The organism is Miltoncostaea oceani, assembly GCF_018141545.1.
Taxonomy (GTDB): domain Bacteria; phylum Actinomycetota; class Thermoleophilia; order Miltoncostaeales; family Miltoncostaeaceae; genus Miltoncostaea; species Miltoncostaea oceani.
In genome coordinates, this window is the sequence record NZ_CP064356.1 from 761500 (window position 1) to 783551 (window position 22052).

Below are 22052 nucleotides of genomic sequence, written 5' to 3' on the forward strand. Positions count from 1 at the left end.
ACCATGAGCCGAATCGGACGCGCTCCGATCCCGATCCCCGACGGGGTATCGGTCGACATCACCGGTCAGAAGGTCGTCGTGACCGGCCCCAAGGGCGAGCTGCGCCACACCGTGGTGGAGCCGATCCGCATCGCGCAGGAGGACGGCCAGCTGGTCGTCACCCGGCCGACCGACCGTGGCCCGCACCGGGCGCTGCACGGCCTGTCCCGGAGCCTCGTCGCCAACATGGTCGAGGGCGTGAGCGCGGGTTTCGCGCGCAACCTCGAGATCGTCGGCGTCGGCTACCGCGCGCAGCTCAAGGGCCAGTCCCTGGAGATGGCGGTCGGCTACTCGCACCCTGTTACCATCGAGCCCCCCGAGGGCATCGCCTTCGAGGTCCCGGCGCCCACCCAGGTGGTCGTCCGCGGGATCGACAAGCAGGCGGTCGGCGAGATCGCCGCCCAGATCCGCGCGGTGCGTCCCCCCGAGCCCTACAAGGGCAAGGGGATCCGCTACGCGGGCGAAGCCGTTCGGCGCAAGGTCGGTAAGCGAGCATGAGCCTCTCCACACTCGAAGCGCGCCGTCGGCGCCAGCGCAGGATCCGCGGCGCCGTCACCGGCTCGGCCGAGCGGCCGCGCCTCGCGGTAGCGCGCTCCAACAAGCGCATCTACGCCCAGATCATCGACGACGACCGGGGCCACACGCTGGCCGCGGCCGGTTCGCACGAGGCCGCCCTCCGCGGCCTCTCCAAGGGCGACGCCGCGGCCGAGGTGGGCAAGCTGCTCGCCGAGCGGGCGAAGGAGGCGGGCGTCGAGCGCGTCGTCTTCGACCGCGGCGGCTACAAGTACCACGGGCGCGTCAAGTCGCTCGCCGACGGGGCCCGCGAGGGCGGGCTCGAGTTCTAGTTCTCCTCGAGAGGGTGACGGTTCGTGGCTGAGGTACGCAGAGGGGCCAAGATCAATCCGGACGGGCTCGAGCTGAACGAGCGCGTCGTCCAGGTGAACCGCGTCGCGAAGGTCGTCAAGGGCGGCCGGCGCTTCTCGTTCTCCGCCCTGGTCGTCGTGGGCAACGAGGTCGACACCGTCGGCGTCGGCCACGGCAAGGCCAAGGAGGTCCCCGTGGCCATCCAGAAGGCGGTCGAGGACGCGAAGAAGAACCTGTTCCGCGTGCCCAAGTACCGGACGACGATCACCCACCAGGTGCTCGGCCGCTCCGGCGCCGGCAAGGTCTTCATGAAGCCCGCCTCCGAGGGTACCGGCGTGATCGCCGGCGGCGGCGTGCGCGCCGTGCTCGAGTTGGCCGGCATCCGCGACATCCTCACCAAGTCGCTCGGCACCTCGAACCCGGTGAACCTCGTGGCGGCCACCGTGGCCGGCCTCAAGGACCTGCGCCGGCCCGAGGAGGTCGCGGCCCTGCGCGACAAGACCGTCGCCCAGGTGCTCGGCATCTCGTCCGGCTCCGGCGCCCCGGCCACCGAGGCCGTCGGCGCGACCGCGGCGGTCTCCGAGTGAGCCGCCTCGCGATCACCCAGATCAAGTCCGAGATCGGCACGCAGCAGCGCCACCGCGGCACGCTGCGGGCGCTCGGGCTGCGCCGCATCGGCCACACCGTCCAGCACGACGACTCCCCGGTGATCCAGGGGATGCTGCGGATGGTCGCCTGGCTCGTCCGAGTGGAGAAGATCGATGGCTGAGAACGAGATCCCCGAGACGCCCGCCGAGGACGTCCGGCTCGACCGCCTCGCCCCGCGCCCGGGCGCCAAGCGCCCCCGCAAGCGCGTCGGCCGCGGCATCGGCTCCGGCACCGGCAAGACGTCCGGTCGCGGCCAGAAGGGCCTCGGCTCGCGTGCCGGCGGCGGCGTCCGCCCCGGTTACCAGGGCGGCCAGATGCCGATCTACATGCAGCAGGGCAAGCTCCGCGGCTCGAACCGCAAGATGTCGATGCCGATGGGGCCGTTCCGCACCCACTCGGTGCCGGTCAACGTCGGCCGCCTCTCCGTGTTCGACGCCGGCTCGGTCGTCGACCCCGACGCGCTCGCCGCGAAGGGGCTCGTGAAGAACAACGCGAACCGCGACTGGCCGGTGAAGATCCTCGCCGAGGGCGAGATCGACCGGGCGCTCACGGTGCGGGCGCACGCCGTCTCGGCGGCCGCCCGGGCGAAGATCGAAGCGGCGGGCGGGACCGTCGAGCTCATCGGCGAGGCCGGCACGACCACCGAGTAGCGGGGCGATGCTCAAGACCATCCTGACGTCGCTCCGGTCCGCGGACCTCCGCAAGAAGCTCGCCTTCACGGCGTTCATCCTGCTGGTCTACCGGTTCGGCTCGTTCGTGCCCACGCCGGGCATCGACCTCGAGACCCTGCAGCAGGCGATCGACGAGCGCGGCAGCCGCCTGCTCGACTTCCTCAACCTGTTCGCCGGCGGCGCGCTGACCCGGTTCGCGGTCTTCGCGCTCGGGATCATGCCGTACATCACCGCGAGCATCATCCTGCAGCTCATGACGGTCGTGATCCCACGGCTCGAGGCGCTGCAGAAGGAGGGCGAGAGCGGCCAGCAGAAGATCACCCAGTACACGCGGTACTTCACCGTGGTGCTGGCCCTGCTGCAGTCGATGGCCTACGTCCTGTACTTCCGCTCGCAGGACGCGCTGCCCGACTTCACGATCGGCAAGTTCTACCTGATCGTCATCTCCGTGACGGCGGGCACCGTGCTGCTGATGTGGCTCGGCGAGCTGATCACCCAGCGCGGCGTCGGCAACGGCATCTCGCTGCTGATCTTCGCGAGCATCGTCGCCTCCGTGCCGGACGCGATCGACGGGTGGCTGACGCTCGGGCCGGTCTCCCAGGTGCTCATCGCGGCGATCGCCCTCGCGGTGGTCGTCGGCGTGGTCTTCATCAACGAGGGCCAGCGCCGCATCCCGATCCAGTACGCCAAGCGCGTCGTCGGGCGCCGCATGACCTCGGGTGGCACGACCTACATGCCGTTGCGCGTGAACATGGCGGGCGTGATCCCCGTGATCTTCGCCTCGTCGGTGGTCATCCTGCCGCCGACCCTGGCGGAGCTCGGTGGGCGCGGGTCGTTCTTCCAGTCCATCTCGGACTTCCTCGCGCCGGGCTCGTGGTACTACATCATCTTCGAGGCGCTGCTCATCGTCCTGTTCACGTACTTCTACACCGCGGTGCAGTTCAACCCGGTGGAGCAGGCGGACAACCTCAAGAAGTACGGCGGCTTCATCCCGGGCGTCCGCCCGGGCCGGCCGACGGCGGTGTACCTCGACCGCGTGCTCACCCGGCTCACCCTGCCCGGTGCGATCTACCTCGCGATCATCGCGGAGCTGCCGAACATCGTCTTCCGCTACCTGCCGGACTCGAACGTGTTCTTCGGCGTCCTCGGGGGCACATCGATCCTGATCGTCGTGGGCGTCGCCCTCGACACCATGCGCCAGATGGAGGCACAGCTGATGATGCGCTCGTACGAAGGGTTCCTGAAATAGCGCGCCTGATCCTCCTCGGCCCCCCCGGGGCCGGGAAGGGCACGCAGGCCGAGCGCCTGCGCGCCGAGTTCGACCTCGTGCACCTCGCCACCGGCGACCTGCTGCGCGCCGCGGTCGCCGAGGGGACCGACCTCGGCCGCGAGGCGAAGCGGTACATGGACGCCGGCGAGCTGGTGCCCGACGCCGTCGTCGTGGGCATGATCCGCGAGCGCCTGTCGGGCGGCGGATCCGGCCGCTTCCTCCTCGACGGCTTCCCGCGCTCCGTGCCGCAGGCCGACGCGCTCGACCGCACCCTCTCCGACCTCGGCATGCCGCTCGACGCCGTGATCTCGATCGCCGTGTCGCGCGAGGAGCTGGTGCGCCGCCTCGCCGGCCGCTGGATCTGCCGCCGCTGCGGGCGCTCGTTCCACGAGGTCTTCAACCCGTACCCGGGCACGCCGTGCCCCTCCGGCGACGGAACCGAGACGTGCGACCTGTACCAGCGCGACGACGACCGCCCCGAGACCGTGTCGCACCGCCTGTCGGTGTACGAGGAGCAGACGGCGCCGCTGATCGACTACTACCGTTCCCGCGGCCTCCTGCGCGAGGTCGACGGCGAGCGCACCACCGACGAGGTCCATGACCAGATCGTCACGCACATCCCGGCGCCGCCGGGCTCCTAGGGCGAGCGCGGCCGTGGCCACCTCCCGCGCGCGGCGCGGCCCGGTCCCGAAGACCCCGGGGGAGCTCGACGCGATGGCCGCCTCCGGCGCGGTCCTCGCCGAGTGCCACGACATGCTCGCGGCGGAGGTCGGCCCCGGCGTCACCACCGCCCACCTGGACGCCCTCGCCGAGGAGCTCATCCGCGCCCGCGGCGGGGTGCCCGCGTTCAAGGGGTACCCCGGCCCGACGCCGTTCCCGGCGTCGATCTGCGCGTCGGTGAACGACGAGGTCGTCCACGGGATCCCGAACGGCAACGCGCTGCGCGAGGGCGACGTCCTCGCCATCGACTGCGGCGTCGTGCTCGACGGCTGGGTCTCGGACTCGGCGCGCACCTACGCCATCGGGACCGTCTCGCCGATCGCCGCACGGCTGATCGAGGCGACGCGCGTCTCCCTTGACCTCGCGATCGACGCCTGCCGCGTCGGGAACCACGTCGGCGACATCGGCCACGCCGTCCAGACGGAGATCGAGGCCGCCGGCTTCTCGGTGGTGCAGAGCCTCGTCGGCCACGGGGTGGGGAGGTCCATGCACGAGGAGCCCCAGGTCCCGAACGTCGGCCGCCCCGGGACCGGCCCCGAGCTCGTCGAGGGCCTCGTCATCGCGATCGAGCCGATGGTCAACATCGGCCGCCACGAGGTGATCCTCGGCGACGACGGCTGGACCATCACGACACGCGACGGGAGCCTCTCCGCGCACTGGGAGCACACCGTCGCCGTCACCGCGGACGGGCCGAGGATCCTCACCCTGGCCTGACGGGGGGTGGCGCCGGCGGCTGCGCCGCACATAGGGTCGCCGTCATGTCCGGAGTCCGCAGAATCGCCATCCTCGGCGCCCTGCTCGCCGCCACTGCCGCGCCGGCCCACGCTGCGACGATCCCGGTCACGACGACCCTGACGTCGTCGCGAACGACGGGGCGTGCTCGCTCCGTGAGGCGGTGTTCGCCGCCCGGTTCGACGGGGGCACCCCCGCCACGCTGAACTGCGTCGCCGGCACCCCCGGCGAGGACGTCATCCAGCTCGAGGCCGCCGAGTACCGGCTGGCGGCCGGTGGCGGCGGCGACGACGGGAACGAGAGCGGCGATCTCGACACGGGCCCGTCGAGCCAGGTGCGCATCGTCGGGCGCGGTCTTGGCGCCACGGTCGTCGCGGGCTCCGGCGACCGCACGTTCGATGTGTTCGCCGGCGCCTCGCTCGCGCTGAGCGATCTCACGGTGCGCGACAGCGCCGCGCCCTCCGGCAGCCCCGGAGGGGCCATCCGCAGTCGCGGGACGCTGCTCCTCCTGCGTATCGCCTTCATCAACACCGCGGCGGGGAACGGTGTGTCTCCGGCGTCGGCCGACGGGGAGCGCACCGAGGCGGGTGAGGGTGGCGCGATCTGGAGCGCCGGCAGCCTCACCGCGTCGGACGTGTCCTTCACGGACACGCGCGCCGGCGATGGCGCGGACGCGCGGGCCTTCACGGTGGGGAACGGCACCACCTCCTTCTCGCCCGGGGATGGCGGGTCCGGGGGCGCGGTCCTTATCGCTGGCGGTGCCGCGTCGCTCACGAACGTCACCGTCGCCGGCGCCCGCGCAGGCAGCGGCGGGGACAACAACAACGCCAGTGGGTTCTTCGCAGGCGGGAGCGGAGGAGACGGCGGGGCCATCGCGGTCACGGCCGGCGCCGCCACGATCACCAACAGCACCTTCCAGGGCAATCGGGCCGGCGCCGCGGGAGACGAGCGCTTCGGTTTTCAGGTCGAGGCCGTGCCGGGCTCCGGCGGGGCGGTGCACGCAGCGGAGCCGGGAGCGGCGACCGTCACCTTCTCGACCTTCTCGGGCAACGCCGCCGGGGGGAGCCCCTTCGGCGTCACCGGCGTCGGGGCCTCGGTGTCCGGTGCCGGGGTGGCGTCGTCGATCCTGGCGGACGCGCGCGGGGCGTGCGCGAGCCTGAGCGTCGGTCGGAACGTTGTGTTGCCGGGCGACACCACCTGCCCGGGTGGAATCGCGGGCGACCCGTTGCTCGGACCGCTCGCCGCCGACGGTGGCAGCGTGCCGACGATGGCGCCTGGGCCGGGGAGCCCGGCGATCGACGCGATCGTCGGTGTCCCATGCCCGGCGACCGATGCGCGCGGTCTGCCGCGCCCGCGGTTCGCGGGCTGTGACGCGGGTGCCGTCGAGGTCCAGCCCGGTGCGCCGGGGGCGCCCTGCGGCCAAGGGGGACCGGGTGGTGGGGCCGCGGTCCGCGCCGTGAGTGGGTTGAAGGTCGGGCCGGCGGCGTTCCGGGCCTCGGGTCGCCGGCCGCTGGGGACGACGGTGACCTTCCGCCTGAGCGCGGCGGGGCCCGTGGTCCTGACGGTCCGCAAGGCGGCGGCGGGCACGCGGTCGGGGCGGCGGTGCGTCGCGCCGACGCGGCGGCTGCGGAACGCGAAGCGGTGCGTACGGCAGGTGACCCTCGCGGGGCGGGTGACGCGCCAGGCGCAGGCTGGCCTGAACGCGATCCGCTTCACCGGCAGGCTCCGTGGCCGGGCCCTCCCGGCGGGGGCGTACACCCTCGTCGTGACGCTCCCCGACGTGGGTGCGCGCGCCTCCCGGCCCTTCCGCATCCTGCGCTGAGGGCCTCCGCGGACGGGCGTCCCGGGGCCCGCACGGCCCCCGGCGCGCCCGCCCGCGCCGGGGACTGACGCCGATCCTCCGCCCTGCTAATATCCGCGGTCGCTCGCGGGCCCGACCCGTGAGCGCGCCCGCGCCCAGCGTCGGACCGGACATCCCGGGCCGACCGGTTCCAGGGGAATCACCGATGAAGGTCCGCGCCTCAGTGAAGCCGATGTGTGAGAAGTGCCGTGTGATCAAGCGTCACGGCAAGCTCCTCGTCATCTGCCCGAACGCCCGCCACAAGCAGACGCAGGGCTGATGGCACGCATCGCCGGAGTCAACATCCCCCGCGAGAAGCGGATCGAGATCGGCCTCACCTACGTGTACGGCATCGGCCGTCCCACGGCGAACAAGGTGCTGGAGCAGACCGGCATCAACCGTGACACGTACGTGCGGGACCTGACCGAGGACGAGGTCGCGCAGCTGCGCGACGTCATCGAGAAGACGCTCATCGTCGAGGGCGACCTGCGTCGCGAGCGCTCGAACGACATGAAGCGCCTCATGGAGATCGGCTGCTACCGCGGCCTGCGGCACCGCCGCGGCCTCCCGGTGCGCGGCCAGCGGACCAAGACGAACGCGCGGACGCGCAAGGGTCCGAAGCGGACCGTCGGCAAGCAGCGCAAGAGCTGAGGCCGGAGACACCCCAACAGGACCGAGGAGCGCGTTGGCACGCCAGAAGGTGACCCGTGGCCGTACCCGTCGGCGCACGCGGAAGAACATCCCCGTGGGCAACGCCCACATCAAGACGTCGTTCAACAACACGATCGTCACCCTGACCGACAAGCAGGGGAACGTCATCGCGTGGGAGACGGCCGGCTCCGCGGGCTTCAAGGGCTCTCGCAAGAGCACGCCCTTCGCCGCCCAGGTCACGGCCGACTCGGCCGCGCGCAAGGGGATGGAGCACGGGCTCCAGAAGGTCGACGTGTACGTCAAGGGCCCCGGCTCCGGGCGTGAGACGGCCATCCGGTCCCTGCAGGCCGCCGGCATCGAGGTCGCCTCGGTGACCGACGTCTCCCCGGTGCCGCACAACGGCTGCCGTCCCCGCAAGCGGCGGAGGGTCTAGCCATGGCGCGCTACACCGGCCCCGCCATCAAGCAGTCGCGCCGCGAGGGCCTCGCCCTCACGGACAAGGCGCAGAAGTACCTGGACCGCCGTCCCTACCCGCCGGGCGAGCACGGCCGCGGCCGCATCCGCCAGAGCGAGTACCTGCTCCAGCTCCGCGAGAAGCAGAAGACGCGCCGGTTCTACGGCATGCTCGAGAAGCAGTTCCGCCGCACGTACGAGAAGGCGAACCGCCAGCCCGGCATCACGGGCGAGAACCTGCTGCGGATGCTCGAGATGCGCCTCGACAACGTCGTCTACCGGCTCGGCTTCGCGGCCACCCGCCGTCAGTCGCGCCAGCTCGTGAACCACGGCCACTTCCGCGTGAACGGGAAGAAGGTCGACATCCCGAGCTACCAGGTGAAGCCGAACGACGTCATCACCGTGAAGCAGGGCTCGAACGCCGAGCCCATCATCCGCGCCGCCACCGAGCTCGTGGCGTCCGTCGCCCCGTGGCTCCAGGCCGATTACGACGCGCTGAACGGGAAGATCCTGAAGGCTCCCGAGCGCTCGGAGATCGACACCCCCGTGAGCGAGCAGCTCATCGTGGAGTACTACTCGAAGTAGCAGAGGGACCGGGCTGGCTGCGATGGCGCCCTCCCGTGACGGGGAGGGCGCCGATGCGCGGCCCGGCGTCAACGCGAACGTCCGGCCCGCGCGCCGGAGTGGAGGAACACATGCTCGACATCCAGTCCCCCCGCATGACCTACGAGCCCATCAGCGACACGCTGGGCCGGTTCGAGGTCGAGCCGCTCGACCGCGGCTTCGGGCACACCTTCGGCAACAGCCTGCGCCGTGTGCTCCTGTCGTCCCTCGAGGGCGCCGCCGTCACGTCGGTGCGCATCGAGGGCGTGCAGCACGAGTTCACGACGATCCCGGGCCTCCGGGAGGACATCACCGACGTCATCCTCAACCTCCGCGAGCTGGTCTGCCGGCTCCACGGCGAGGTCGGGGAGATCGAGGTCGAGCTGTCCAAGGTGGGCCCCGGCGCCGTCACGGCCGCCGACATCTCGGCCCCCGCGGACCTCGAGATCCTCAACCCGGAGCTCGAGATCGGCAACCTCGAGGCCGGCTCGCGCCTCGACATGATCCTCATGATCTCGCGCGGCCGCGGCTACGTCCCCGCCGAGCTCAACAAGGGCCCGAGCACGACGATCGGGGTCATCCCGGTCGACTCGAACTTCTCGCCCGTCCTTCGGGTGCGGTACGAGGTCAGCCCGGCCCGCGTCGGCCAGCGGACCGACTACGACAAGCTCTCCGTCGAGATCCAGACCGACGGCAGCGTCGACCCGCGCGGCGCGATGTCCGAGGCCGCGGAGACGCTCATCGGGCGCCTCGCGATCTTCGCCGACCCCGACAGCACCAAGCTGCTCGGTGAGCCGGCCATCGAGGACCCGCCCCCGGGCGGCGGCATGCACGACATCATGATCGAGGAGCTCGAGCTGGGCGTGCGCTCCTACAACTGCCTGAAGCGGGTCGGCGTCGAGACCATCGGCGACCTGATCTCGAAGACGGAGGGCGAGCTCTCGGCCATCCCGAACTTCGGCAAGAAGAGCATCGAAGAGGTCAAGGAGAACCTCGCCGCGCACGGCCTCGGCCTGCGCAGCGACGAGGACTAGAGTCCTCACACCGACCGGGAGACAACCGTGCGTCACCGCAACAAGGGACCCAAGCTCAACCGCACCTCCGCCCACCGTTCGTCCATGGCGGCGAACCTGGCGACGGCGCTTCTGACGCACGGGCGCATCCAGACGACCGCCCCCAAGGCCAAGCTGGCCCGGGGCGTCGCGGAGAAGGCCATCACGCTCGCGAAGGAGAACACCCTCCACTCGCGCCGCCAGGCCATCGCCCTCCTGCGCAACAAGGACATCACCTACCACCTGTTCGACGTGGTGGGGCCGGCGTTCGCCGACACCCAGGGCGGCTACACCCGCACCATGAAGCTCGGCCCCCGTCAGGGTGACGCCGCGCCGATGGTGCTGCTGGAGCTGTCGAAGGACGTGGCGGTCCCCGCCGCGCGGTGACCGTCCCGGGCCGGGTCCTCCGGCTCGACTTGGAGTACGACGGGGCGGGGTTCTCCGGCTGGGCGCACCAGCCGGGGCTCCGCACCGTCGAGGGCGTCCTCCGTGACGCCCTCGCCACGCTGCTGCGCGGCCCCGTGGACGTCACGGTGGCCGGCCGCACCGACGCCGGCGTGCACGCGTCCGGCCAGGTGGCCAGCGTGCCCACCGCCAGCGACCTCGCGCCCGCCCGGATCCTCCGGGGCCTCGCGGGGCTCCTGCCCGCCGACCTGTCCGTCCACGGGGTCGCCGACGCCGCGCCCGGGTTCGACGCGCGCCGCGACGCCCGCGCCCGGCGGTACGAGTACCGGGTGCTCCCCGGCCCGCCGTCGGCGCTGCGCCGCGCGCGGGTGCTGCACCACCCCGTGCCCCTCGACCTCGACGCCCTCGCCGCGGCCGCCGCGACCCTGGAGGGCACCCACGACTTCCGGGCGTTCACGCCGACCCGCACCGAGCACGTCTTCTTCGACCGCACCCTCCACCGCTGCGCCTGGGAGCGGCGCGACGACGAGCTCGTGCTCGTCGTCGAGGCCGACGCCTTCCTGCGCCACATGGTCCGCGTCATCGCCGGCACCACGCTTCTCGTCGGCCGCGGTGCCTGGCCCCTCGCGCGCATCGCGCCGCTCCTCGACGGGGCGCCCCGCGGGGCCGCCGGTCCGACGGCGCCCGCCCACCCCCTCACGCTCGTCGGGGTCCGGTATGACGACGCCTGACGCTCCCGCGGCCGACCCAGCCGCTAGCCTTGGAGGCCGGTGACCAACATCCTCGTCACGAACGACGACGGCGTCACCTCGCCCGGTCTCCTCGCGCTCGTGCAGGCGCTGCGGCCCCACGGGCGGGTGAGCGTCATCGCCCCCGACTCCAACCGGAGCGCCATCGGGCGGGGCATCACGATCCACAACCCCCTGCACGTCGAGGAGGTCGAGCTGGAGGACGGCTCACCGGCCCTCGCCACCGACGGGACCCCCGTCGACTGCGTCCGGCTCGCCCTGCTCGGGCTGCTCGACGAGCCGCCCGACGTGATCGTCAGCGGCATCAACCTCGGGCTCAACCTCGGTGACGACGTCACCTACTCGGGCACCGTCGCCGCAGCCCTGGAGGGCGTGCTGCTCGGCCTGCCGGCGATCGCGGTGTCCGTGCAGGCCACCGACCCCGAGGCCGGCCAGTGGGACGGGACGGCCTACGACTTCCGGGCCGCCGCCGGCTTCGCGGCCCGGATGGTGCCGCGGGTGCTGACCGACGACTTCCCGCCGCGGGTGATCCTCAACGTCAACGCCCCCGGCCTCGCGCCCGAGGCGATCACCGGCGCGCGCCTGAGCCGCCTCGGCCGGCGCGTCTACAACGACGAGCTCACCCTCGTCTCCACCGACGGCCCGCGCCGCCGGTACACCATCTACGGGGCCGGCGCGTCGCACCTGCGCGAGGAGGGCACGGACTTCGCGGCCATCGAGGAGGGCATGATCTCCGTCACACCCATGCACTTCGACCTCACCGACATCGGCGGGATGGACCACCTCGAGCGCGTCTCCCTCGCGGGGTTGCTCGGCGCGGACGCCACGGGACGCGACGCGTGAGCGGCTTCGACCCCGTCCTGCTCGACCTGGACGGCACCGTCATCGACTCCGTCGCCCTGATCCGCGAGTCGCACCGCCACGCCGTGCGGACCGTGCTCGGCGAGGAGTGGGAGGACGAACGGCTCGTCGCGAACGTCGGCCGCCCCCTCCTCGATCAGATGGCGGTCTTCTCGCCGCAGGACGCCGACGAGCTGTACCGCGTCTACCGCGAGTGGAACCACGCGAACACGGCGGCGCTGCTGCTGCCCTACGACGGCATCGCCGAGGTGCTGCAGGAGCTGCGCGACGCCGGGCGGACACTCGGCATCGTGACCTCCAAGAGCCGCGACGCGGTCGACCTCGCGTGGCGCGTCCTCCCCGGGCTGCGCGACCTGTTCTCCGTCGAGATCACCGCCGACGACACGCCGGTGCACAAGCCCCACGCCGACCCGGTGCTCGCCGCGCTGCGGGCCGTGGACGGCGACCCGGCGCGCGCCTGCTACGTCGGCGACGCGCCGTTCGACATCCAGGCCGGCCGGGCCGCCGGGGTCGCGACGATCGCCGTGACGTGGGGCTTCTTCTCGCCGTCCGACCTCGAGGCCGAGAGCCCCGACCTGATCTGCGCGACGCCCGCCGAGCTGCTGCGGACGTGCCTCGGGGGCTCCTGACATGAGCGACCCGGCGGGGCGGGTCGCCGAGCTGCGCGAGCTGATCGACGCGGCGAACCACGCCTACTACGTCCTCGACCAGCCGACGGTCGCGGACTCCGAGTACGACGACTGGATGCGCGAGCTGGAGGCCCTCGAGGGCGCCCACCCCGAGCTCGCCTCCGACGAGTCCCCCACCCGGCGCGTGGGCGCCGCGCCCGCCACGCGGTTCGCCCCCGTGGAGCACCGCCGCCAGATGCTGAGCCTCGCCAACGCCCGCGGCGCCGAGGAGCTCGCGGCATGGTGGAGGCGGGCGCGGAGCGTGATGGAGCAGGAGGGGATGGGGTCGCGCGAGACGACCTTCGTGGTCGAGCCGAAGATCGACGGCCTCGCGATCTCGCTGACCTACGAGGACGGGCGCTTCACCCAGGGGGCGACCCGCGGCGACGGCGTCACCGGCGAGGACGTCACCGCCAACCTGCGTACCATCCGCGCCATCCCCGCGCGGATGCGGCTCCCCGACGGCACGCCGCCGCCGGCGGTCGTGGAGGTCCGCGGCGAGGTCTACCTGCCCCTCGCGGCGTTCGCGGAGCTGAACGCGACGCGCGCCGCCGCGGGGCTGCCCACGTTCGCGAACCCCCGCAACTCCGCCGCGGGCAGCCTGCGGCAGATCGACCCGGCCGCCACCGCCGAGCGGCCCCTGTCGATCTGGTGCTACGGCATCGGCTACTCCGAGGGCCTCGACCTCCCGAGCCACACCGCGGCGCTCGACTGGCTCCGCGCCGCGGGCTTCCGGGTCAACCCCGACATCCGCGTCGTCGGCGACATCGAGGCCGTCCACGCGGAGTGCGTCTCCTGGGAGGAGCGGCGCGGGTCCGTGGACTTCGACATCGACGGCGCCGTCGTCAAGATCGACGACGTCGACGTGCAGGAACGGCTCGGGGCCGTCGGCCGCGCGCCGCGCTGGGCGATCGCCTACAAGTTCCCGCCGACGACGGCCGTGACCCGGCTCGACGGGATCATGGTCAGCGTCGGCCGCACCGGCGCCCTGGTGCCGTTCGCCCAGCTCGAGCCGGTGTCCGTCGGCGGGGCGACGGTCCGCCTCGCGACCCTCCACAACCAGGACGACGTGGCGCGCAAGGGCCTGATGATCGGCGACCGGGTCATCGTCCAGCGCGCCGGCGACGTGATCCCCCAGGTCGTCGGCCCCCTGGTGCAGGAGCGCACCGGCGACGAGACCCCGTTCGTGATGCCCGACCGCTGTCCCGCGTGCGACACCCCCGTCGTGCAGCCGCCGGGCGAGGTGCAGATGCGGTGCCCCAACCGCTCCTGCCCCGCCCAGATCCAGCAGGGCCTCTTCCACTTCGCGTCGCGGGGCGCGATGGACATCGAGGGCCTCGGCGAGAAGACGATCCGCCGGTTCTACGAGGAGGGCCTCCTCACGAGCTTCGCCGACATCTACGACCTCCCCGCCCACCGCGACCGCCTCATCGCGATGGAGGGGTTCAAGGACGTCTCCGTCGACAACCTCCTCGCCGCGATCGAGGCGTCGAAGGCCCGCCCCTGGCCGCGGCTCCTCTACGGCCTCGGCATCCGCCACGTCGGCGCCGTCACCGCCGAGGCGCTCGTCGCGGTCGCGCCGTCCCTCGACGCCCTGCTCGCCGCCGACGTCGAGACGCTCGCCCAGGCCGAGGGCGTCGGGCCGGTGGTCGCCGAGTCCGTCCGCGAGTTCCTGTCGTCCGACGCGAACGTGGAGCTGCTGGAGCGCCTCCGCGCCGCGGGGCTCACGGTGGTCCACGACGTGCCCGCGGCGCCCGCGGACGGCCCCCTCACCGGGCGCACCGTCGTGCTCACCGGCGGGCTCGAGGCGTACTCCCGCGACGACGCGAAGCGCGCCGTGACCGCCGCAGGCGGCAAGGTCACCGGGTCGGTGTCGAAGTCCACGAGCTTCGTCGTCGCCGGCGTCGACCCCGGCTCGAAGCTGGCGAAGGCCGAGTCGCTCGGCGTGCCCGTGCTCGACGAGGCCGGGCTCCTCGCGGTGCTGTCCGGCGAGTCCCCGCCGCCGGAGCGCGCCGCGGGCTGACGGTCAGCGGGCCGGTTCGTCCGCCGTGCCCGAGGCGAGCATCACCACGACCCGCTCCTGGACGGCCCGCGCCGCCGCGATGTCGGCGGTGTTCGCCTCCACCGCGAACGCGTACCGCTGGCCGCCGCGGCTGACGACGCGTCCCGCCATCGACGAGACCCCGTCGAGGTACCCGGTCTTCGCGCGGACCCGCTTCGTCGCGACGCCCGTCGTGAACCGCCGGATGAGGGTGCCCTCGCCGCCGCGGGCCAGGGAGGAGATCAGGGCGGCCCCCCACGTGTCGTCGTCGTCGGCCGCCGCGACGACGCCGACGAGCGTCCGGGCGGACAGGCGGTTCGCGCGGGAGAGGCCCGACCCGTCGACGAGGCGGTCGCCGGGGGCGAGCATGCCGCGCGACTCCAGCAGCTCCCGGGTTCGGGCGGTCCCCGCGGCGGTGGTGCCGCCCCCGCCGCCCGCGGCCCCCACGCCCTTCACGAGGGTCTCGGCGATGAAGTTGTCGCTCGCCAGGTTCATCGTCCGCACGATGGTCCGCAGGGGCGGGGACACGGCGGTGCCGAGCACGCGGGCGCCGCGGGGCGTCCGCCCGGCGCGGAGGGGTCCGACCTGGGCGATGCCGACGCCCCTCAGGGCGGCGCGCACCCGCTGCGCCGCGGCGAGCGGCGGGTCGGAGACGTACCGCGCCCGGGTGTTGCCGGCGTAGTCCTGGTTCGTCGCCACCGCCGACAGCGGCGCGGAGTAGGCGGAGTAGTACGACGGCCAGCCCGGACCGAGGCGCCGCGAGTCGAAGAGGCTCTCGTCGGCGACGATCGCGCCGCGCACGAGGCGCACGCCGCGGGCGCGGAGGGGGAGGGCGACGTCGGCGAGCGGGGTCGCCCCGGCGGGGAGGTACCCGGCGGCGTACGACCGGGTCGCGAGCAGCGGGTCCCCCGCGCCCTGCAGGTACACCGCGCCGCGGAGGGTGCGCCCGTCGCGGACGGCGTCCGGGCCGGCGAGGAGGCGGGTGGTGAAGCGGTGGTCGGGGCCGTGGGCGATGAGGGCCCCGGCGCCCGTCACGAGCTTCATCGTCGACGCGGGGATCCGCGGGGTGTCGGCCCGGTAGGACGCGACGGGCGTGACGGCGCCGCCGTCGTCGATGCGGGCGACGAGGATCGTGGAGCGGGGGTTCGCGGCCCCGAAGGTGGAGACCGCGACCTGCACGTCCGCCGGGCGCGCGAGGGCGGCGGAGGAGCCGAGGAGCAGCGCGAGGGCGGCGACCGCGAGGGTCGCCGCCCCGCGCGAGGGGCGTGCGGCTACGCCGTGGCGCTCAGCAGTCGCTCCGCCTGGTCGGCCGGCAGCCGGTGCCCCGCCGCCGTCACCGATCTGACGAAGAGCGTCTTGTCGATCCGTCCGTTGTAGATCGGGACGGAGGTCTCGACGCACAGGCGCACGACCTGCTTGCGCGCGAGACCCAATGCCTCGGACAGCTCGTCCGGGGTCAGGTGATTGGCCATCAGGAAGTCCTCCTCGATGGTGTCTCGACCCGTCTCGCTCAGCCGTCGGGATGTGGGCTGGGGACGGGTCACGGCGAACCTCGGTGTCAGGCCCTGGGGCCTTGGATCCGCTCGTGCATGTACCCGTACTTATCGACCTGTGAGACGACATTGTCAACCACGCTATCCGCTCGGTGCGGACGTCCCGCATGGCACCGGTCCGCCGGGCCCCGGGGAGGGGCGGGGGCGCTAGGCCCGGGGGGCGGTGGAGCGCAGCGGGGCCGGCGCGGGGGCGCGCAGGCTGCCCCGCGCGGCCATCCAGGCCCAGACCCCCACGAAGCCGACGGCGACGACGAGGCCGCCCGCGACGGCGTCGAGCACGTAGTGGTTCGCGGTCCCCGTGATGGTGATGAACACGGCGACCGGGTAGGCGACGGCGAGCAGCCGCAGCGGCCAGTGCCGCATCAGGACCACGCCGACCATGCCGATCATCAGGGCGTAGCCGAAGTGCATCGACGGGACCGCCGCGTGCGGGTTGAACCACCCGGAGAACACGCCGCCGTGGAGGTCGATGTCGCTGATGTTGTGGAGGGTGTCCACGAAGCCCTCGCGGGCGCCGGCGAGGCGGGGCGGGGCGACGGGGTAGACCATGTAGACGACGAGGGCGATGGCGTTCGTCGCGAGGAACGCGTTGCGCACGTACGGGTAGACGCGGGCCCGCCGCTTGTAGAGCCAGATGAAGAACAGCGGCGTCACGGTCCAGTGCGCGTACATGTAGAAGTAGTTCAGTATCTCGGCGAGCTGCACGTGGTTGAGGATCCACTGCTGGATGCTCGTCTCCACGAAGAGGCCCGAGCTCTTCTCCCAGTCGATGATGCCCGCGGCGTTCTCGAACGCCGTCGACGGGTCGCCGATGACCATGGCGCGGGACGCCTGGTAGACGAGGAGGGCGAACGCGAAGATCGCGACCTCGAACGTCCACGGGCGGGCGGCGAACGGGCGGCGGATCGCGGCGGCGAGGCGGCGGTCGGCGCGCGGGCGGACGTCCGTCTCGGGGGCGGTCCCGGTGCGCTGCGTCCTGTCGGGAACCGTCCCGCTCATCGTCCTCGGCCCCTCCGTCCTCTGCCCGTCGCGTGGCGACAAACGTATCGTGCGTGACGAAGCTGCAACAACCCCCGCACGGAGGGGGTTAACCGTTCCTTGGGCGAGTGGGACGCGCCCCGGGACGACCGAGGGCGCCGGTGTCCCGGCGCCCTCGGTGGACCAACCCATCGGGGTGCCCGGATTTGAACCGGGGACCTCTCCGACCCGAACGGAGCGCGCTACCAAGCTGCGCCACACCCCGCTGCTCCAGCGGTCCGGGGATCGTACCGGACGCGGGACGATCCCGGCGCCCGGCCCCGGCCGCTAGACCGTGATGACGCCCTCCACCTCGGGCACGGCGCGCCGCAGCTCCGCCTCGATGCCGAGCGTCAGGGTGGCGGTCGACATGGGGCAGCCGCCGCACGAACCCATCATCGAGAGGTGCACGAACCCCTCCTCGTCGAACTCGACGAGCTCGACGTCACCGCCGTCCGCGTGGAGCGCGGGCCGGATCTGATCCAGGACGTCCTCGATCTGCGAGAGAATCTCCGCCGACATGCCGCCTCCCAGCGTTCGTTCGACCGCCGTCCATCGTAGCGCCCTGAGGGCCGCCGTCGTCCAGATGACGAGCTCCGCCGACCGCGACGCCAACCTGGCGACCGCCGGCCGGCTGGTGCGCGACGCCGCGGCGGCCGGCGCGCGGCTCGTGGTGCTGCCCGAGAAGTGGCCGTTCATCCACGGTCCGCGGACCCGGGAGGGCGCCGAGCCGCTCGACGGGCCGTCCCTCGGCGCGGCGCGCGGATGGGCCCGCGAGCTCGGCGTCGCGATCCTGGCGGGCAGCCTGCTCGAGGACGCCGGGGGCGACCGCGCCCACAACACGAGCCCGCTCGTCGCGCCCGACGGGTCGGTCGTCGCGGTGTACCGCAAGCTCCACCTGTTCGACGTGGAGGCCGGCGGGGTGACGTACCGCGAGTCGGAGGCGACGGCGCCGGGGTCGGAGGTCGTCACGGGCGACGTCCTGGGCCGCCGGATCGGGATGTCGGTCTGCTACGACCTGCGCTTCCCCGAGCTGTACCGGCGCCTCGGCGCCGACGGCGCGGAGATCGTGGCCGTGCCCGCGGCGTTCACCGTCGCGACGGGGCGCGACCACTGGGAGGTCCTGCTCCGCGCCCGCGCGATCGAGAACCAGGTCTTCGTGCTCGCCGCGGGCCAGTGGGGGACCCACGACGACGGCACCGCCTCCTACGGGCGGAGCATGATCATCGACCCGTGGGGGACGGTGCTGGCGCAGATCCCCGACGGCGAGGGCGTCGCCGTCGCCGACCTCGACTTCGACGCGCAGGCCGCGATCCGCCGCCGCCTCCCCGCCCTGCGCCACCGCCGGGACGACGTCTACTAGACGGGCCGGCCGGTCGGGGGGACGTCGAAGGGCAGGTCGTGGTCGGCGTGGGCGACGACCCCGCCGACGAGGGTGAGGCGGGGCACGAGGTCGGCGTCGAGCACCACGAGGTCCGCGGGGCCGTCGGTGGCGAGGCCGGCGGGCAGCCCCAGGAGGCGGCGCGGCGCCTCCGTGGCGGCGGCGAGGGCGCTGGCCACGTCGATCCCGGCGGCGACCAGCGTCGCGGGTCCGCGGTCGATCGCGGAGGCGCTCCCCGCGAGCACGGCGCCGGCCAGCACCCGCTCGCCGTCGGAGTCGACCGGCAGGCGGCCGAGGCGGTACCGGCCGGGGGGCGCCCCCGCGGCGGCGACGGCGTCGCTCACGAGGACCAGCCGCCGCCCCGTGGCGCGGGCGATGACGGCCGCGACCTCGGGGGCGACGTGGACCCCGTCGCCGATCAGCGAGACGTGGGCGCGGTTGTCGGCGAGGAACGCGACGAGCGCCGACGGCGCGCGGCTCTCGATGCCCCGCATCGCGTTCATGGCGTGGGTGAGCAGGCGGGCCCCGGCGGCGATGGCCTCGCGCCCCTGGGCGGCGTCGGCCTCAGTGTGGCCGACCGCGACGACGCAGCGCCGCCGCGCCCGGCGGACGGCGTCGAGGCCGCCCGGCAGCTCGGGGGCGAGGGTGAGCACCGCGGGGCGGAAGACGTCGAGCATGCGGTCGACGTCCTCCGGGACCGCGCGCCGCAGCATCGTCGGGTCGTGCGCGCCCGCCCGGGTCGGCGTGAGGAACGGGCCCTCGAGGTGGGGCGCCAGCATGCGCGCCGCGGCGGGCGACACGGGGGCGTCGCGCAGCGCGCGCGCCGCGCGGCCGTACCCGGCGTCGGAGCGGCTGATGAGGGTCGGGCAGAAGGCCGTCACCCCGGCGCGCGGCAGGCCCTCCGCGACGCGGGCGATCTCGTCGGGGTCCTCGCCCACCTGGGCGCCGCCGTAGCCGTTGACCTGCAGGTCGACGAAGCCGGCGGCGACGATCCAGCCCTCGGGCAGCACCCGCACGGCGCCGGGCGGGCCGTCGTCGGCGACGCGGCCGTCGGTGACGGTCACCGCGCCCGTCGCGATCCGCCGGCCGCGCAGGACCGCGCCCTGGAGGATGAGGCTCACGCCGGGGCCGCCGCGGCCTCGTGCGCGACGAGCAGGGGGTCGAGGCCGGGGGCGCCGAGCTCCCGGGCGAGGCCCTCGGGGTCGAGGCGCCCGCCCTCCAGCCACAGCTCGCGCAGCAGGGCGCCGGCGCCGGGCTCGGCGAACCACCGCTCGCCGAAGGTCTCCCGCAGGTGGGTGCGCAGCGCGGCGGCGAGGGCCCGTGCCCGCAGGTCGTCGAGGGGCGCGAGGCCGGCGAGCGGGTCGGCCAGGGTCAGCTCGTCCGGCCACGACAACCCGAGGGCGCGGGAGATGCCGTCGGGGTCGGCGGCGCCGAGGGCGACGACGCGGGCGGCCGTCGCGCGGGCCCCGGCGAGGCGGATCGCGGCGGCGGTGCGGGCGATCGCCTCGGGCTCCGCGGCGCCGACGACGCGCCGGAGCCACTCCGGGTCGGAGACGAGGCCCTCGAACAGGCGCCCGGCGGCGCCGGCGAGGGCGGGGTCGGCCAGGAGGCGGGCCTCGACGGGCAGGCGCGACGAGGCGCCCGCGCGCGCCAGGGCGGTGCCGGTCTCCCGCAGCAGCGCGGCGAACGCGGCGAGGCGCTCCCCGCCCGGCGCCGGGATCGCGGCGCCCGACGTCAGGCCGAGCAGGTCGCGGGTGCGGGCGACGGCGGCCGGGGCGGCGGCGGTCGGCAGGGCGTCGCGCAGGTGGGGGGCGCTCGTGACGCGGGGGAGGTCGGCGGCCGCGAGGTCGCGGGCCCCGGAGCCGAGGGCCTCGCGCGCGGCGCGGTCGAGCCCGCGGGCCGACAGGTCGTCGGTGGCGTCGAGGAGGCGCGCGGCGCCGTCGGCGGCCGGGCCGGGCTCCGCGGCGGCGGCGCGGACGAGCAACGCGGTCGCGTCGGCGGCGCCGACGGCGCGGGCGGCCTCGTCGCGGCGCCCCGCGGCGTCGCCGAGGGGCTCGCGGAGGTGGGCCGAGAGCGCCCGCAGGCGCGCCGACTGCAGCTCGCGCCGGCGGCCGGCGTCGGGCTCCTCGGCCAGGAGGTCGTCGACGCCGGCGAGGGCCACGCCGTCGCCCGGGTCGCCGACGAGCGGCTCCCCCAGCAGGCGGTCGACGGTGCGCAGCTCGTCCGCGGAGGCCGCGCGCAGCAGCCCCTCCGCCGCGAACCGGGCGAGGGGACGGACCCCGGGATCGCGTGAGGCGACGTCCTCGAGGCCGATCAGGACCCCGGCGTCGAAGAGCGTGCCCGGGTCGGATGCGGGCAGGGCGAGCCGCCGCTCGGCGCCGGCACGGTACTCGTCGAGGTCCGGTGCGGCGAGGGCCACACGGACATACTAGGCCCATGGAGCGCCCCCGCCGTGACGACGTCCTCGACCTGGACGTCGACGACCTCGCGTTCGGCGGCGCCGGCGTCGCCCGCCTCGACCGGTTCGTCGTCTTCGCGCGGGACACCGCGCCCGGCGACCACGCCCGCGTCCGGGTCACGAAGTCGCGCCGCCGGTTCGCCGAGGCCGACCTCGTGGAGGTGCTCCGGCCCGGCCCGGACCGCGTCCCCCCGCCCTGCCCCTACGTGCCGCGCTGCGGCGGGTGCCGCCTCCAGCACGTCGCGTACGACGCCGCGCTGGCGGCGAAGCGCGACCAGGTCGTCGAGCACCTCGCCCGCATCGGCCACCTCGAGGGGATCGACGTCCGCGACCCCGACCCCGCGCTCGAGCCGTTCCGCTACCGCAACAAGATGGAGTACTCGGCGTCGCGGGGACCGGGGGGCGAGCTGCTGCTCGGCTTCCACGAGCGCGGCCGCTGGGACCGGGTCGTCGACATCGGCGTCTGCCTGCTCGCGACCGAGCTCGGCGACGCCGTCCGCGAGACGGTGCGCGCCTGGGCGGTGGGCGAGGCGATCGCGCCGTACGACCAGCGCGCCCAGACCGGGACCCTGCGCCACGTCGTGGTGCGGGAGGGGATCGCCACCGGTCAGGTCCTCGTGTCCGTCGTGACCGCCCCGGGGGCCGAGGAGGTCGTCGACCGCCTCGCGGCGCCGCTGACCGCGGCCCACCCCGAGGTGGTCGGGCTGCTCCACTCCGTCAACGACGGCGTCGCCGAGGCGACCGGCGGCCTCCCCACCCGCGTCGTGACGGGACGCGACTGGATCGAGGAGCGCGTCGCCGGGGTGACGTTGCGCCTCTCGGCCGGCACCTTCTTCCAGACGAACACCCGCATGACCGACCAGCTCTACGCACGCGCGGCCGAGGCCGCCGGCCTCGACGGCACACAGGTGCTGTACGACCTGTTCTCCGGCGTCGGCAGCATCGGCATCGCCATGGCCGCCGGGGCCCGCGAGGTCGTGGCGATCGAGATCGTGCCGGAGGCGGTGGAGGACGCGGAGCGCAACGCCCGCGCCAACGGCGTCGCGAACCACACCGCCCTCTGCGGCGACGTCGGCGTGGTGCTGCGCGAGCGGCGCGGGGAGCTGCCGCCACCGGACGTGGCGATCGTCGACCCGCCCCGCGCCGGTCTGTCGGGCCGCGCCGTGCGGCGGATCCTGGAGCTCGCGCCGCCCGTCCTCGTCTACGTCTCGTGCCAGCCGGCGACGTTCGCCGACAACGCGGCGAAGTTCGTGGAGGGGGGCTACGTGCTCGAGTGGGTGCGGCCCGTCGACATGTTCCCGCAGACGCCCCACATCGAGGCCGTCGCGCGCTTCACGCGCGACCCGGCCGCGCCGCCCTACGAGCGTCGCCGCTGA

Annotated in this window: 27 protein-coding genes and 1 tRNA gene; 21 read left to right on the forward strand and 7 right to left on the reverse strand. The window is 74.1% G+C overall.

Features of this window, described 5'->3' with window-relative positions:
* Positions 1–3 precede the first annotated feature (3 nt).
* From rplF to ligA, 19 genes are all read left to right on the forward strand, one after another.
* A complete protein-coding gene (rplF, locus tag IU369_RS03775) occupies positions 4–537 on the forward strand; it encodes a 50S ribosomal protein L6 (RefSeq protein ID WP_217923236.1) in 534 nt (177 codons plus the stop codon).
* Positions 534–884 carry a 50S ribosomal protein L18 gene (gene rplR / locus IU369_RS03780; RefSeq protein ID WP_217923237.1) on the forward strand — a complete coding sequence of 117 codons (351 nt, stop codon included), beginning with the start codon at positions 534–536 and terminating at the stop codon, positions 882–884. Before rplF ends, rplR begins: the two co-directional genes overlap by 4 nt.
* A gap of 24 nt (positions 885–908) precedes the next feature.
* Positions 909–1490, forward strand: a complete 582-nt coding sequence (gene rpsE, locus IU369_RS03785) for a 30S ribosomal protein S5 (RefSeq protein WP_217923238.1) — start codon at positions 909–911, stop codon at positions 1488–1490.
* Positions 1487–1672, forward strand: coding sequence for a 50S ribosomal protein L30 (gene rpmD / locus IU369_RS03790; protein ID WP_217923239.1), 186 nt, complete (start codon positions 1487–1489; stop codon positions 1670–1672). Before rpsE ends, rpmD begins: the two co-directional genes overlap by 4 nt.
* Complete coding sequence (gene rplO, locus IU369_RS03795; RefSeq protein ID WP_217923240.1) at positions 1665–2201, forward strand: 50S ribosomal protein L15; 537 nt, start codon at positions 1665–1667, stop codon at positions 2199–2201. Before rpmD ends, rplO begins: the two co-directional genes overlap by 8 nt.
* Positions 2202–2208: 7 nt before the next feature.
* Positions 2209–3471 (forward strand): preprotein translocase subunit SecY, encoded by a 1263-nt coding sequence (gene secY / locus IU369_RS03800; RefSeq protein WP_217923241.1) that lies wholly within the window; start codon positions 2209–2211, stop codon positions 3469–3471.
* Complete coding sequence (locus IU369_RS03805; protein WP_343233220.1) at positions 3468–4133, forward strand: adenylate kinase; 666 nt, start codon at positions 3468–3470, stop codon at positions 4131–4133. The genes secY and IU369_RS03805 overlap by 4 nt, the downstream gene beginning before the upstream one ends.
* Before the next feature lie 13 nt (positions 4134–4146).
* Positions 4147–4926, forward strand: a complete 780-nt coding sequence (gene map / locus IU369_RS03810; RefSeq protein ID WP_246551331.1) for a type I methionyl aminopeptidase — start codon at positions 4147–4149, stop codon at positions 4924–4926.
* A gap of 181 nt (positions 4927–5107) precedes the next feature.
* Positions 5108–6766: a choice-of-anchor Q domain-containing protein gene (locus IU369_RS03815; protein WP_217923243.1), complete on the forward strand. Its 1659-nt coding sequence runs from the start codon at positions 5108–5110 to the stop codon at positions 6764–6766.
* A gap of 184 nt (positions 6767–6950) precedes the next feature.
* Positions 6951–7064, forward strand: a complete 114-nt coding sequence (gene rpmJ / locus IU369_RS03820; RefSeq protein WP_217923244.1) for a 50S ribosomal protein L36 — start codon at positions 6951–6953, stop codon at positions 7062–7064.
* Positions 7064–7435: a 30S ribosomal protein S13 gene (gene rpsM / locus IU369_RS03825; protein ID WP_217923245.1), complete on the forward strand. Its 372-nt coding sequence runs from the start codon at positions 7064–7066 to the stop codon at positions 7433–7435. Before rpmJ ends, rpsM begins: the two co-directional genes overlap by 1 nt.
* A 34-nt stretch (positions 7436–7469) precedes the next feature.
* Positions 7470–7868, forward strand: coding sequence for a 30S ribosomal protein S11 (rpsK, locus tag IU369_RS03830; protein ID WP_217913704.1), 399 nt, complete (start codon positions 7470–7472; stop codon positions 7866–7868).
* Positions 7869–7870: 2 nt separating this feature from the next.
* A complete protein-coding gene (rpsD, locus tag IU369_RS03835) occupies positions 7871–8473 on the forward strand; it encodes a 30S ribosomal protein S4 (protein WP_217923246.1) in 603 nt (200 codons plus the stop codon).
* A 110-nt stretch (positions 8474–8583) separates the two neighbouring features.
* Positions 8584–9525, forward strand: coding sequence for a DNA-directed RNA polymerase subunit alpha (locus tag IU369_RS03840; protein ID WP_217923247.1), 942 nt, complete (start codon positions 8584–8586; stop codon positions 9523–9525).
* A gap of 27 nt (positions 9526–9552) precedes the next feature.
* On the forward strand, positions 9553–9930 hold the full coding sequence (gene rplQ, locus IU369_RS03845) for a 50S ribosomal protein L17 (protein WP_217923248.1): 378 nt from the start codon (positions 9553–9555) through the stop codon (positions 9928–9930).
* The gene (truA, locus tag IU369_RS03850; protein WP_217923249.1) at positions 9927–10679 is read left to right on the forward strand and encodes a tRNA pseudouridine(38-40) synthase TruA; all 753 of its coding nucleotides are present in this window, start codon (positions 9927–9929) and stop codon (positions 10677–10679) included. Before rplQ ends, truA begins: the two co-directional genes overlap by 4 nt.
* Before the next feature lie 39 nt (positions 10680–10718).
* A complete protein-coding gene (gene surE / locus IU369_RS03855; protein ID WP_217923250.1) occupies positions 10719–11540 on the forward strand; it encodes a 5'/3'-nucleotidase SurE in 822 nt (273 codons plus the stop codon).
* On the forward strand, positions 11537–12187 hold the full coding sequence (locus IU369_RS03860) for an HAD family hydrolase (protein WP_217923251.1): 651 nt from the start codon (positions 11537–11539) through the stop codon (positions 12185–12187). The genes surE and IU369_RS03860 overlap by 4 nt, the downstream gene beginning before the upstream one ends.
* Before the next feature lies 1 nt (position 12188).
* The gene (gene ligA, locus IU369_RS03865) at positions 12189–14249 is read left to right on the forward strand and encodes an NAD-dependent DNA ligase LigA (RefSeq protein WP_217923252.1); all 2061 of its coding nucleotides are present in this window, start codon (positions 12189–12191) and stop codon (positions 14247–14249) included.
* Positions 14250–14252: 3 nt separating this feature from the next.
* On the opposite strand, the gene dacB is transcribed toward ligA, so the two are convergent.
* From dacB to IU369_RS03890, 5 genes are all read right to left on the reverse strand, one after another.
* Positions 14253–15446 carry a D-alanyl-D-alanine carboxypeptidase/D-alanyl-D-alanine endopeptidase gene (gene dacB / locus IU369_RS03870; RefSeq protein WP_217923253.1) on the reverse strand — a complete coding sequence of 398 codons (1194 nt, stop codon included), beginning with the start codon at positions 15444–15446 and terminating at the stop codon, positions 14253–14255.
* A gap of 92 nt (positions 15447–15538) precedes the next feature.
* The gene (locus IU369_RS03875) at positions 15539–15811 is read right to left on the reverse strand and encodes a hypothetical protein (RefSeq protein WP_217923254.1); all 273 of its coding nucleotides are present in this window, start codon (positions 15809–15811) and stop codon (positions 15539–15541) included.
* A gap of 156 nt (positions 15812–15967) precedes the next feature.
* The gene (locus IU369_RS03880) at positions 15968–16819 is read right to left on the reverse strand and encodes a phosphatase PAP2 family protein (protein ID WP_217923255.1); all 852 of its coding nucleotides are present in this window, start codon (positions 16817–16819) and stop codon (positions 15968–15970) included.
* Between the two features lie 170 nt (positions 16820–16989).
* A tRNA-Pro gene (locus IU369_RS03885) sits at positions 16990–17063 on the reverse strand.
* 62 nt (positions 17064–17125) lie between these two features.
* Positions 17126–17359, reverse strand: a complete 234-nt coding sequence (locus tag IU369_RS03890; RefSeq protein ID WP_246551334.1) for a NifU family protein — start codon at positions 17357–17359, stop codon at positions 17126–17128.
* On the opposite strand from IU369_RS03890, the gene IU369_RS03895 reads away from it, so the two are divergent.
* Positions 17358–18200, forward strand: a complete 843-nt coding sequence (locus IU369_RS03895) for a carbon-nitrogen hydrolase family protein (protein ID WP_281426207.1) — start codon at positions 17358–17360, stop codon at positions 18198–18200. The two genes, IU369_RS03890 and IU369_RS03895, sit on opposite strands and share 2 nt — an antisense overlap.
* Here IU369_RS03895 and IU369_RS03900 read toward each other — a convergent pair.
* The gene (locus IU369_RS03900; protein WP_217923257.1) at positions 18197–19339 is read right to left on the reverse strand and encodes an N-acetylglucosamine-6-phosphate deacetylase; all 1143 of its coding nucleotides are present in this window, start codon (positions 19337–19339) and stop codon (positions 18197–18199) included. The two genes, IU369_RS03895 and IU369_RS03900, sit on opposite strands and share 4 nt — an antisense overlap.
* Positions 19336–20637: a hypothetical protein gene (locus tag IU369_RS03905; RefSeq protein WP_217923258.1), complete on the reverse strand. Its 1302-nt coding sequence runs from the start codon at positions 20635–20637 to the stop codon at positions 19336–19338. Before IU369_RS03905 ends, IU369_RS03900 begins: the two co-directional genes overlap by 4 nt.
* Positions 20638–20654: 17 nt before the next feature.
* Between IU369_RS03905 and rlmD the strand changes: the two genes are divergently transcribed.
* Entirely contained in the window at positions 20655–22052 is a 1398-nt protein-coding gene (gene rlmD, locus IU369_RS03910; protein WP_217923259.1) for a 23S rRNA (uracil(1939)-C(5))-methyltransferase RlmD, read from the forward strand.